A 12,046-nucleotide genomic window follows, 5' to 3' on the forward strand; every position below is an offset into this window, starting at 1 on the left:
TTACTCCTTATGCATTTGCAGCAGGTTTTTGTTCAGGTTTCTCTTTAGCATCATCTGCCTTTTTCTCGCTCGCTGCAGGCTGTTGCGGTGCAGCACCTTGTGGCGCAGCAGCTTGAGGTTGATAAGGTTTTGGTACAACTTGCTGTTCAGGTTTTACTTTCGCAATACCATCTACAATCACTTTATCGCCTGGATTCAGACCTTCGGTCACAATCCAATTGCTGCCTTGAGAACCAACGGTGGTCACTGGACGTGGCGTCACTTTATTGTCAGCACCGACCAGCATCGCCATTGCCTGACCTGTTGGGGTACGGGTCAAAGCTGCTTGCGGAATCAGGAAAGCATTCGGTACTTCACCCTGTACGATTTGTGCAGTGGCAAACATACCTGGAAGAAGTAGGTGATTTTTGTTCGGGAATACCGCACGTAAAGTCACAGTACCTGTTTCAGGGTTCACGCTGACATCAGAGAATGCAAGACGGCCTTCAACCGGATAGATACTGCCATCTTCAAGCTTTAACTTGACTTTGGTGTTGTTCGAGCTGTTCAAGCTGCCTTGATTAAGCTGTTGACGTAAACGTAAAAGCTCGGCACTTGACTGGTTGATATCTACATAGATTGGATCTAGACGCTGAATCGTCACCAAGGGCTCTGGCTGATTTGCTGTCACCAAAGCACCCGCTGTCACAGACGAACGGTTGGTCTGGCCCGAAATCGGCGCGCGTACAGTCGAATAGCCCAGGTTGATTTCTGCATTACGCAAAGTTGCGCGATTGGCATTCAAATCAGCTTCAGCCAGTTTGACCTGTGCCGCGATGTCATCATATTCCTGTTTGGAAATGGCATTGGTACCGACCAGTTGACGGTAACGGCCTTCCTTCACACGCAATACGCCCAGATTGGCTTCAGCACGGGCAATCGCTGCACGGGCATTGTCTACTGTAGTGCGGTTGGTACTTGAATCGATTTCATACAAGGCCTGACCTTCACGCACATAGCTGCCTTCCGTGAACAAGCGTTTAAGCACCACGCCACTGGCTTGTGGACGTACGTCTGAAATTTCAAATGCTGTTGTACGACCTGAGAGCTCTACAGACTGCTCTACACTTTGCGGTTGTGCAACAAGAACACCGACTTCAGTCGGTGGCATTTGTTGTTGAGCACCAGCTTGCTGGCCCTCTTTAGGATCTTTGCTACAACCAACAAGTGCAAGACTTGTTGCCAATGCGCAAGCAGTCAGGGCAGGTGCCCAAAGCTTTGCAGACATCATTATTCCACCTCTAATTAGATTTATATCTAAATTTTCTTATTTGTGAGCCGCGCAATATCTGATCCAGACCATATACCACAACGAAATCCAAATAAAACTGATACTCCAGCCGGATATGACATCTGAAGGAAAATGTACACCCAGATAAACTCTTGAGATCCCCATCATCAGCATCCATACCACTGCACCGATCATGATGAGGGTATAACGGGAATGTTGCCGATGGATGTAAATTGCCAGACAAGCCAGACAGGCCGCATATAGACTATGGGCACTTGGAAAGGAACTTCCAAAGCTTTCAACCAGATGCAAGGATTCTGGTGGTCGGGGTCGGGCAATTGCAAATTTCAACAGCCAAGCTAGGAGAATTCCTCCGATAATTCCGATACATATAAAAATTGCGTTTGTACACTTTTTATACCACAGCAATGCAATACACCATAGCGTGGATAAAAATAATACAAATGGCATGCCACCTATTAAGGATAAGGACTGAGTAATTTGATTCCAAAACTCGGTGCGATACAGACTCATCCATTCCACAGCTTGCAAGTCGAGCTCGTTTAAAGCGGGAATATTCAGGATGAACACACTGAAAATTAAAAATAAAATACCGACAAAAAGTAACAAGTAATGCATGCCAAAAATCCTTGTCCTTTTAACCGTTCGCAGATCGGCCAATTGTCTGAACCAAAGTGTACTTGTCAGTACACTTTTTTTCAAGTGTGCGTATTTTATGCGAATTCCATTTTTTTCGTAAGGAATTTGTTGCTAAATATAGTGTAATTATCTCAGTTTTGAGTTTTTGTCGATGTATGATTTTCGTCAATTTCAATGCTTTGCTTGGGTGGCCAGAAGAAATCACTAGGTCGGGTCAGGAAGTGCGTCATGACCAGTTTTGCCAAAGGTTTCCACTGTTCAAAACGCACCCGGCGTGCGCGTAAGGCTACAATAATCGTCAGAGTGAAACTGACAAACAAGTTGGTCAGGCCAATGAGTAACACACCCAGAAAAGACACTACGATCAAGCCGATATCGGGACCATTGATCGTAATTAGACCCTGAATAAAGTTGGCAGAGGCAAAGGCGATATGGCGAATATCCAGTGGCAGACCGAGAATAAAACCAATGGTGCCCATACTGCCGAGCATGATCCCGAAAATAAAATTACCCGCCAGTGCACCCAGATTACGTTCAATATAGTCAGCAAAACGGTAAAGACGCTCTTGCCCCATCAGCTGCGATAAACGCACATGGGCTTTCAGTCGCGGGCCGACTTTGCGATAAACGGCCATATTGTCAAAATAACCGGCCAATAATCCGGACAGGAATAAACATACTCCGGCAATCGCTGCATGTGGAATCGCCAATGAAGTAAACGGATTCAGGTCATGCAGGGTTTTGGCAGCCTTGGCATGATTCATTAAAGGTTCATGCAGCGCAAAATCCCACAGCAGGGTAATCAATGCTGCTACGGGAATTGCAATAGAAATATTGCCCAAAATGGCGACAAACTGGGTGCGGATGATATTTACAATCAGCGCAGCCAGCTCGGCAATTTGAGCCATTTTCGAGCCTTTACGCTGCTGTACGGTAGCAGCCAGTGCAGCGGCAGTCATCGCCGGTTGTTTGGTTGCCACGGTAAAATGCAGCACATGAATCAGCATAAAACCTAGTGAATAGTTCATGCTATAGCTAAAGGCCTGCATCAAAGGGGCCATGGTGAGGCGTGTCATCAGAACTTTTAAGGTGGCCATCGTTGCGATGATGGCACCAGCCCCTGCAGCCGATTTATACATGGCCAGAAAGCCTTGCTTGTCGGTACTCACATAATGTTCACCAGTCTTGCTGGCATTTTCAGTTACCTGTAAAGCTAAAAGTTCACTATTGGTAGCCAGCAGGGCCCGCACACTGCGTTCACTATAAATTGCTTCAGTAATGTCCGCCATAAACAGGCCAATGGATTGATAACGCAGATCATCGTCATCCATAACCATATTCAGCAGAATCTCAACCCGTTCCAGACACTGTTCTAGCAGTGCCAGCATATAGGTCAGGCTGACACTGACGCCAGTCCGCTTGGTAGAACGGCGAATCTTGGCCACGACATCATGACATTGTTCCAGCATCACCAGCGCTTGTGAGGCATCCGGTGGGGTAATCGAATCGACCAGGGTGACTGTGTTATAACGTTTTTTATATTCCTGAATAAACTCGTTAATCTCACGATTCTGCACCAGAAAAGGAGATTCGTATTCCATCAGTTCAGGCTGGGCATTAATGAATTCAGGGTGCAGACCAATACCACTGATCCGGTACGACAAAATGGTCAGTGCCTTAATTAGCTGGTCTTTAATCCGGGTTTTTTCAGGTTGATTGGAATGTCCCTGATTCAGGACTGCAAATAAACGTTGCCAGTCATCTTCATCAAAATAATCCAGCCAGTATTTATCAGTACGTTGATAAAAAACCTTGCGAAATAATTCCTGAAGTTGTTGATGGTCAGGAATCAGCGGCAAGACATGTGCACCAAGGCGCTGGTTTAGCTGGTTCCAGAATCCATCTAGAGACAAAATGCCGGTATCGGAAAACAGACCGGTCTGTTTATAGCGGTTAATGATCCGCAGGGTAAAGGTTTGAAGCGTGGCAACCGCATTCGGGGTGAGTAATAAAGCCCGGATAAATGCATTGAATTTCGCTTCGATCTCTTCGGTATTTCTGCTGTCTTCAGGTCTGATTCTTTCAACCAGTTCAATCAGAAGATTTTCATCCAGCACCGCCCGAGGTTGTTCAAGCTGGTGTTGCATGTTTTGAAAAAGATCTAGAAAATTAATATGCATAGGCGAGTTTAAAAGTTACTGAATTCGGTGTAGGGCCAGTTTGGCCAGATTAATCAGGGCCTGACGATATTCGGAGTCAGGTAATGCCTGTAAGGCATCAATTGCAATTTCAGTTTCTTCTGTAGCACGTTGACGGCAATAATTCAGCGCACCAGATTCATTGACAATTTGAATGACCTGTTCCAGATGTTCCGTACCGCCAGTCGCAATACTGCGACGGATGATTTCATGTTGCTCACCGGTGGTGTTTTTCAGTGCCGCAATCAATGGCAGGGTCGGTTTACCTTCCATGAGATCATCACCAATATTTTTGCCGAGCGTGTCCGCATCGGAGGTGTAATCTAAAATGTCATCAATAATCTGGAAAGCATTGCCGAAATGTCCGGCAAAGGTTTTTAAAGGCTGACGGAATTCATCTTTATCCGACAAAATGGCAGCACCTTCGGTGGCCAGTTCAAATAGGCGCGAAGTTTTGCCATGAATAATATTCAAATAAGTCGCTTCAGTGGTTTCCGGCTGATGCTGGGATTGCAGTTGCAGCACTTCACCTTCAGCAATTTCACAGGTGCCGGTCGAAAAATCTTTGAGCAATACCATGTTGTTCAGATCGACCAGCAAATCAAAAGCACGTGAAATCAGAAAGTCGCCGACCAAAACCGCAGTCTGGTTATTCCAGGTGGCATTGGCTGTCGGGCGGCCGCGACGCAGACCGGATTCATCTACTACATCATCATGCACCAGTGTTGCGGTATGTAGCATTTCAATAATTGCAGCCAGTTTACGGTGTGGTTCTAAATTTTCAGCCCCACACGCCTTGGCGGCCAAAAGACACATAATCGGTCGCATACGTTTGCCACCCGCTTCCACCACGTGTTTGCTGACGGCCATCACTAATGCAACTTTTGAGGTAATTCCTTCATTAATGAATGTGTCCATCGCAGCAAAGTCGTTAGCAACAGGCGCGAGAATGTCTTGCTTAAAGTCGATGGTCATGTGAAAGAAAACCTCTAGTCTGGTAAATCGCAGGTCGTAGTTTAACAATTTATAACATGAGTGAAACCTAAGAAATGCATAAACTCCACTAAAAATCAGCTTTTTATAGATCTTATGTAGATTCGATCCATATTTCGAGCCATAAAAATCAGGAAAGGTCAGGGGCATCGCCCTATTCGTCAGGCTGAGTATATTAATCAAACCGGCCGGATTTCTGCTGTATTATTTTGTTGCTGAATATATCTTGAGTATTTGATTTGATAGAAATTATTTAATAGTTAAATAATTAGCGCATCCTGCTCATTATTATTTCAGTAAAATGGCTTGTTGTTTTTTTGAATATCCCTTAAAATCCTCGCCCTTAGATATCCCCCAGTGGCGTACGTCTTAAGTTCGATATATTCCTTTATCGGCACGACGACACGGGCTTGTTTGGAGTACATTATGTACGCAGTAATCCAAAGCGGTGGTAAACAGCACCGTGTAGTTGAGGGTGAAACCCTTAAAGTAGAATTATTGAAAGCTGAAACTGGCGCGACTATTACGTTTGATGACGTATTGATGCTTGTTAACGGTGAAAGCATTCAAATCGGTGCTCCAGTTGTTGCTGGTGCTACTGTAACTGCTGAAGTAGTTAGCCATGGTCGTCACGACAAAATCCGCATCATCAAAATGCGTCGTCGTAAACACTACCGTAAACAACAAGGTCACCGTCAATGGTTCACTGAGTTGAAAATTACAGCTATTTCAGGCTAATTACGAGGAGTAAATAGACATGGCAACTAAAAAAGCCGGTGGTTCGACTAAGAACGGTCGTGATTCGAATCCTAAGATGTTAGGCGTTAAAGTTTACGGTGGTCAAACTGTAACTGCAGGTAACATCATCGTTCGTCAACGTGGTACTGAATTCCACGCTGGTCAAAACGTTGGTATGGGTCGTGACCATACATTATTTGCTACTGCTGATGGCGTAGTAAAATTCGAAGTGAAAGGTCAATTTGGCCGTCGCTACGTATCTGTTGACGCGTAATCCGCTGAGATAGAAAAAAAAGCCCACAATTTTTGTGGGTTTTTTTATGCCTGAAAATTAATGTTCAGATTAAGCGATATTCTATAATGTAAAAATTATCCTGAAATCTTCATAATGATGAACAAAAAAACCGATTTCGAATTAATAACAATACAAAAGTTCTTATTTTCTATCATTTTAGCTTTTAATTTTCGTTTAAGATGAGCTATCAAATAAATTGCGATCACGCAAAATATAAGGGTGAAATTATGAATATGCTTCGTAAAACCGTCTGTGCTATGGCTCTGGGTGTAGTGACTTTAGCACCGGTGATGAGTACAACCGTGTTTGCTGCACCTGTGGCAGCTTCGGAGCAACAGGCAACAGCCAGTCTGGTCAAGCAGCTCAATCATGTGCGTAGCATGACGGCAAATTTCGAACAAAGCACCAAGGTGACCAATCCGAGAGCGACCCAGAAAAAAGGTTTGACTGCACAACATATGAATCAAACCTTTAAAGGGGTGATGAAAGTTGAGCGTCCGGGTAAATTCTATTGGGAAACGACCGCACCGTCGAAGCAAGTCATTGCAACCACGGGTAAAACCGTATGGATTTATGATCCTGACTTGCAACAAGCCGTTCGTCAAAGCTTAGATGAGCAGGTTGCTAATACACCGGCGTTATTGCTGTCAGGAAACACCAGCCAGATTATGCAGTCTTACCGGGTGACTCAGCCAAATAAAGGCAAAACCTATTACACGCTGTATCCTAAAAATACCGATGGTGTGTTTGAAAGCCTGACCATTAGCTTTGGCGCAAACAAAGCACCAAGCTTGATGATCTTGCAGGATTCATTGGGACAAACCACCCATATCAAATTTAGCAATGTAAAAGTAAATAGCAGTATTCCAGCCTCTACCTTTAACTTTACCCCACCAAAAGGTACGGACATCATTGATCAATAAGCATCAATATGAACCAGATAAAAAAAGCAACCTTTCGAGGTTGCTTTTTTATTGCCGATCATCAGGATTGTTTTGGACAGACTACAAGGTTCAGCTATATCTAAACAGGAGAGCATCTTAGAATAAATAAAAGTCGAGTCAATGAAATTGCAAAATTTTTGGAGCTCAGGATGAAGATTAATCTATTTAAAACTACTGAAATTTACGCTGTTTTATTACTCACTGTAAGTATGTTGGGTTGTCAGCCTCAATCCAGTTCAGTGGCAAAGCTTGCGCAAACAGATCGGGTTGTGCAAATTGAAGCCAAAACCGTTCCAATTAAAGGGGCAGCCAAAGTGGTGTGTGAAATAGAGGGTTGTGTACGCTTTGATCTACAGACGGTGGACAGCAATATTGACTGGATTAATCAATATTTTATTGAGCGTATTCAGCATACTGAGCCTGTTGCATTCACCAAAGTCACCCAGAAAAATCCTAAAAAAGCCGATGAACCGCATTATCTGGATCAGCGCTTTATCAAAGCGGAATTTGTCGGTCAGCGTGCCCATCTGGCGACCTTTGCCTTAAAAAGTTCCAATCTGGCGAGGAACAAAAATGCTTCTCTGAAACATGTGGAATATATCAATTTTGATCTAAAACAGAAAAAACGTTTGGCCTTGTCTCAACTGTTATTAAATGGCGGTGAGCAGAAATTGCTGAATGCAATGTATCAGGCTAATACTCAATGGCTGAATACGCAAGGGATTCAACAACAGCAGTTAAAATTGAGTGATAACTATTATTTTGATACAACAGGTCTGGTGATGGTGTATCCGGCAGGCGAACTAGCTCCCGCAGCAACAGGAATGCCTGAATTAAAAGTGTCCTATGCGGATTTAAATGAAGTGATTCAGCCTGAATATTTAGCCATTTTGCAGTAAGAAGCTTCCTAAATATTGTGCTAATAGGACGCAGCCAGGGTCATGGTCACTGTATTTTTTGACGTTAAGAGCTTACACTATAGCCAGTTTTTTTTCTTCTGCAAAGATTGATTATGATCGACCTGAAATTACTCAGAAATAATATTGAGGCTGTAAATGTAGCCTTGGCAAAACGTGGTGTTCAACTCAATGTTGAAGAGTGGGCATCCCTAGAAGCACGCCGTAAAGAGATTCAGTCCAAGACAGAAACCCTGCAAGCTGAACGTAATGCCGGTGCCAAACAAGTCGGTCAAATTAAAAAAGCAGGTGGTGACGCATCTGAAATCATGACACGCATGTCTGCGATTGGTGATGAAATCAAAGCGGCTGAAGCAGCACTGGCTGAACTGCAAACTGAGCTTGAAGAAAAATTATTATCTATTCCAAACTTGCCAGATGAAGCTGTGCCTGAAGGTAAAGACGAAAGCGATAACGTGGAAATCCTGAAATGGGGTACACCGCGTGAATTTGATTTCGAAATCAAAGATCATACGGATCTAGGCGAAATGATGGGCGGTCTTGAATTTGAAACCGCGACCAAATTAACTGGTTCACGCTTCAGTGTATTGAAAGGTCCATTGGCGCGTTTACAACGTGCCATTACCCAGTTCATGCTAAATACGCATACTGATCAAAATGGTTATACCGAAGCCTATGTGCCTTATCTGGTCAATGCAGATTCATTGCGTGGGACTGGTCAGCTGCCTAAATTTGAAGAAGATCTGTTTAAGCTACAGGGCGAAAAAGAGTTTTATCTGATTCCGACTGCTGAAGTGCCAGTGACGAATTTCGTACGTGATGAAATTATTGATGCAGACCGTCTGCCACTGAAATATGCAGCGCATACGCCATGTTTCCGTAGTGAAGCAGGTTCTTATGGTCGTGATACCCGCGGTTTGATTCGTCAGCACCAATTTGACAAAGTCGAAATGGTTCAAATTGTGAAGCCTGAAACTTCGATGCAAGTGCTTGAAGAATTGACTGGCCATGCTGAAGGTATCTTGCAAGCACTCGGACTTCCATATCGTAAAATTTTACTTTGTGGTGGTGACATGGGCTTTGGTGCGACCAAGACTTATGACTTAGAAGTTTGGGTACCAAGCCAAAATACTTACCGTGAAATTTCATCTTGTTCAAACATGGGTGATTTCCAGGCGCGTCGTATGAAAGCGCGTTACCGTGCTGATCAGAAGAAAACTGAATTTGTACATACCTTGAATGGTTCAGGTCTGGCCGTGGGTCGTACTTTACTTGCAGTGATGGAAAACTATCAACGCGCTGATGGCTCGATTGAGATTCCTGAAGTATTACGTCCATATATGGGTGGTGCGACTTATATCGACTAATTGTCGATCTCAGCATCCCTAAATGTGCATGAAAATTGCATAGACAGTCAGATTTAAAATTTTGAGGTAGTTCGTGGATATTTTTCCAATCTCGTTAAAGTTGCAACAGCAACCTTGTCTGATTGTCGGTGGTGGACATATTGCATACCGTAAAGCACTTCTCTTACAAAAAGCAGGGGCAATCATTCATGTGATTGCGCCTGAAATTGAAGAGAGTCTGCTGCGAATTGTGCAAAATAGCCAAGGACAATATGTGCAGGCGGCTTTTCATCCTGAAGTTGCGTTACGTCCATATCGACTGGTGATTGCAGCGACTGACGATGCAGAGACCAATCGTCAGGTCTTTGAATTGTGTGAAGCGGAAAATGTCTTGGTCAATAGCGTTGATGATCCGCCGCATTGCCGATTTATGGTGCCTGCGATTATTGACCGTTCGCCATTGGTCATTTCGGTCGCATCGAATGGTACGTCGCCCGTGTTATCACGGCAGATCCGTACTCAGTTAGAAGCCGCTATTCCGCATGGTATGGGCAAGCTGGCTGAATTTTCAGGAAAATGGCGCAGTACGGTTAAGGCTAAAATTGTCAATCCGGATGAACGCCGTATTTTCTGGGAAGATTTATATGCCAGTCCGCTAAAAGAACAGGTGTTCAACGACAATATCGCGGAAGCAGATCGCCTGATCGAGCAAGCATTACAAGAGTGGCAAAAGCCAAAAGGTGAAGTCTACTTGGTCGGTGCGGGTCCGGGTGATCCAGAATTGTTGACCTTAAAAGCCTTACGTTTGATGCAGCAAGCCGATGTGGTTATTTACGACCGACTGGTTTCAGCGCCAATTATGGAGCTGTGCCGCCGCGATGCGGAAAAGATCTATGTGGGTAAGGCGCGTTCCAATCATGCGGTTCCGCAAGATGGGATTAATGCTTTATTGGTCAAATATGCCAGTGAAGGAAAGCGGGTTTGCCGTCTGAAAGGTGGTGATCCATTTATCTTCGGGCGTGGCGGTGAAGAGATTGAAGAACTATTTGCTGCTGGGATTACTTTTCAGGTGGTTCCAGGTATTACTGCAGCTTCAGGATGTTCAGCCTATGCCGGCATTCCATTAACCCATCGTGATTATGCGCAAAGTGTGCGTTTCCTGACTGGTCACTTAAAAGAAGGTTCGCCAGAATTGCCTTGGAGTGAGTTGGTCTATGAAAACCAGACCTTAGTGCTGTATATGGGGCTGGTGGGACTGGAGAAAATCTGTGCAGAATTAATCGCTCATGGTCAGCGAGCCGACATGCCAGTGGCCTTGGTTTCTAAAGGTACGACGCCTGAACAGAAAGTTGTAGTAGGAACGCTTGCCGATATTGCATCCAAAGTGTCCGAACATCAGATTCAGGCCCCGACTTTGACCATTATTGGTGAAGTTGTACGCTTACGTGAACAATTGCAATGGCATGAGCGAGGATAAGCAAAGCATTGCTTTGCCCGAGCGCAAGATGAAGGCTGTGCCTGAAGTAAGAGGATAAGCAAAGCACTGCTTTGCCCAAGCGCAAGACGAATGTCCTGTCTGAATTAAATATATTGAGTGAGTAAGTTGTGATCCACGTTGTTTTATATGAGCCTGAAATTCCTGCAAATACAGGCAATATCATTCGTCTATGTGCGAATACCGGAGCACAGTTGCATCTGGTCAAGCCGCTGGGTTTTGAGCTGGATGACAAAAAGCTGAAACGTGCCGGTCTGGATTATCACGAATATGCCAATATGCAGATTTGGGAAAACATCGAAGACTGTCTGGCCGATTTGGCAAGCAAAGGCATTGGGCTGGATGCAATCTATCCATTGACCACCAAAGGTTCTGAAACACCGCATACTTCGGATTTAAACCGTCCTGTGGCCTTGTTAATGGGTCCGGAAACTCGTGGTCTGCCTGAATATGTTCGTATGATGTTTCCGCAAAAGCACTGGATTCGTTTACCGATGGCAGAAAACTCCCGAAGTTTGAACTTGTCGAATGCCACTGCAGTAATTGTCTACGAAGCTTGGCGTCAGCAAGGTTTTAAAACGCTTTAAGCTGAAATTTGTGATGATTCTAAAAGCTGCCTTTGGGTGGCTTTTTTATTTTGTGTAACAAATAGATAAACTGCTTTTCACTTCGTTGTATGCTTGAATTTATAACTTTATCAAATATAACAAAAGGTGCAGCTTTGAAGCCTCTAGTAAAACTTGTCATCGTATGTTGTCTTGGAACTGTTGCGGCTTCCGTGAATGCGGAAGAGGGCAGTGCTGCCACATCGGCAACAAAGGAAGTTCAACCCATTACTCAAGCGGAAATACAGCAGGGTTTGCTCAACATGCAAAAACGCTTAGATACGCGTATTGAAAAATGGGGGCAGAGCTTGGATGCAGATGATTTTCAATGGACCTGGCGAGGGCGTAAATTAAAGCCCGCCAAGCGTGAGGAAGTCTGTGATATTTTTCAGGATGTCGTGGATGAAATGTATCAACTGGCTATCAAGAATAAAGCACGTTTAGGTCCGGAAGAGCAAAAGTTATTGTCTAATCGCAGTCTGTTTATTGAGAAACTAGGTTATGAAAATAATCGGGTCAATACCCAGATGGGTTTTGATTGTTATTTACATTAGTAAAATCAAAACATGACAGACATAAAAAAGG

12 protein-coding genes are annotated in these 12,046 nt (G+C 44.2%); 8 read left to right on the top strand and 4 right to left on the bottom strand.

What is annotated here, in order from left to right:
• Positions 1-7: 7 nt before the first annotated feature.
• The 4 genes from NI466_RS00350 to sdsA form a co-directional block, all read right to left on the bottom strand.
• Positions 8-1,270, bottom strand: a complete 1,263-nt coding sequence (locus NI466_RS00350) for an efflux RND transporter periplasmic adaptor subunit (protein ID WP_253172358.1) — start codon at positions 1,268-1,270, stop codon at positions 8-10.
• A 36-nt stretch (positions 1,271-1,306) separates the two neighbouring features.
• Positions 1,307-1,909: a phosphatase PAP2 family protein gene (locus NI466_RS00355; protein WP_253172360.1), complete on the bottom strand. Its 603-nt coding sequence runs from the start codon at positions 1,907-1,909 to the stop codon at positions 1,307-1,309.
• Positions 1,910-2,061: 152 nt separating this feature from the next.
• A complete protein-coding gene (locus NI466_RS00360) occupies positions 2,062-4,110 on the bottom strand; it encodes a site-specific recombinase (protein ID WP_005106296.1) in 2,049 nt (682 codons plus the stop codon).
• A 15-nt stretch (positions 4,111-4,125) separates the two neighbouring features.
• Complete coding sequence (gene sdsA, locus NI466_RS00365) at positions 4,126-5,103, bottom strand: All-trans-nonaprenyl-diphosphate synthase (protein ID WP_005247782.1); 978 nt, start codon at positions 5,101-5,103, stop codon at positions 4,126-4,128.
• Positions 5,104-5,547: 444 nt separating this feature from the next.
• Between sdsA and rplU the strand changes: the two genes are divergently transcribed.
• From rplU to NI466_RS00405, 8 genes are all read left to right on the top strand, one after another.
• Positions 5,548-5,859: a 50S ribosomal protein L21 gene (gene rplU / locus NI466_RS00370; protein ID WP_004280640.1), complete on the top strand. Its 312-nt coding sequence runs from the start codon at positions 5,548-5,550 to the stop codon at positions 5,857-5,859.
• Between the two features lie 19 nt (positions 5,860-5,878).
• On the top strand, positions 5,879-6,133 hold the full coding sequence (gene rpmA / locus NI466_RS00375) for a 50S ribosomal protein L27 (RefSeq protein WP_004280639.1): 255 nt from the start codon (positions 5,879-5,881) through the stop codon (positions 6,131-6,133).
• Positions 6,134-6,381: 248 nt separating this feature from the next.
• Positions 6,382-7,077: an outer membrane lipoprotein periplasmic chaperone LolA gene (lolA, locus tag NI466_RS00380; protein ID WP_253172361.1), complete on the top strand. Its 696-nt coding sequence runs from the start codon at positions 6,382-6,384 to the stop codon at positions 7,075-7,077.
• 170 nt (positions 7,078-7,247) lie between these two features.
• The gene (locus NI466_RS00385) at positions 7,248-7,997 is read left to right on the top strand and encodes an RsiV family protein (protein WP_253172362.1); all 750 of its coding nucleotides are present in this window, start codon (positions 7,248-7,250) and stop codon (positions 7,995-7,997) included.
• A 113-nt stretch (positions 7,998-8,110) separates the two neighbouring features.
• Positions 8,111-9,382: a serine--tRNA ligase gene (gene serS, locus NI466_RS00390; RefSeq protein ID WP_253172364.1), complete on the top strand. Its 1,272-nt coding sequence runs from the start codon at positions 8,111-8,113 to the stop codon at positions 9,380-9,382.
• 73 nt (positions 9,383-9,455) lie between these two features.
• Positions 9,456-10,838: a siroheme synthase CysG gene (cysG, locus tag NI466_RS00395; protein ID WP_253172366.1), complete on the top strand. Its 1,383-nt coding sequence runs from the start codon at positions 9,456-9,458 to the stop codon at positions 10,836-10,838.
• Positions 10,839-10,966: 128 nt separating this feature from the next.
• Positions 10,967-11,443 carry a tRNA (cytidine(34)-2'-O)-methyltransferase gene (locus NI466_RS00400; RefSeq protein ID WP_253172367.1) on the top strand — a complete coding sequence of 159 codons (477 nt, stop codon included), beginning with the start codon at positions 10,967-10,969 and terminating at the stop codon, positions 11,441-11,443.
• 89 nt (positions 11,444-11,532) lie between these two features.
• Complete coding sequence (locus NI466_RS00405; RefSeq protein WP_004731902.1) at positions 11,533-12,015, top strand: hypothetical protein; 483 nt, start codon at positions 11,533-11,535, stop codon at positions 12,013-12,015.
• Positions 12,016-12,046 lie beyond the last annotated feature (31 nt).

This window comes from Acinetobacter lwoffii (assembly GCF_024129595.1).
Classification (GTDB): Bacteria; Pseudomonadota; Gammaproteobacteria; order Pseudomonadales; family Moraxellaceae; genus Acinetobacter; species Acinetobacter lwoffii_O.

Excerpts from the sequence above, each read along its gene's own strand:
- NI466_RS00360 (WP_005106296.1), bottom strand. The coding sequence starts at position 4,110 with ATGCATATTAATTTTCTAGATCTTTTTCAAAACATGCAACACCAGCTT.
- sdsA (WP_005247782.1), bottom strand. The coding sequence starts at position 5,103 with ATGACCATCGACTTTAAGCAAGACATTCTCGCGCCTGTTGCTAACGAC.
- serS (WP_253172364.1), top strand. The coding sequence starts at position 8,111 with ATGATCGACCTGAAATTACTCAGAAATAATATTGAGGCTGTAAATGTA.
- NI466_RS00405 (WP_004731902.1), top strand. The coding sequence starts at position 11,533 with ATGCTTGAATTTATAACTTTATCAAATATAACAAAAGGTGCAGCTTTG.
- lolA (WP_253172361.1), top strand. The coding sequence starts at position 6,382 with ATGAATATGCTTCGTAAAACCGTCTGTGCTATGGCTCTGGGTGTAGTG.
- NI466_RS00350 (WP_253172358.1), bottom strand. The coding sequence starts at position 1,270 with ATGATGTCTGCAAAGCTTTGGGCACCTGCCCTGACTGCTTGCGCATTG.
- rpmA (WP_004280639.1), top strand. The coding sequence starts at position 5,879 with ATGGCAACTAAAAAAGCCGGTGGTTCGACTAAGAACGGTCGTGATTCG.
- NI466_RS00355 (WP_253172360.1), bottom strand. The coding sequence starts at position 1,909 with ATGCATTACTTGTTACTTTTTGTCGGTATTTTATTTTTAATTTTCAGT.
- NI466_RS00385 (WP_253172362.1), top strand. The coding sequence starts at position 7,248 with ATGAAGATTAATCTATTTAAAACTACTGAAATTTACGCTGTTTTATTA.
- rplU (WP_004280640.1), top strand. The coding sequence starts at position 5,548 with ATGTACGCAGTAATCCAAAGCGGTGGTAAACAGCACCGTGTAGTTGAG.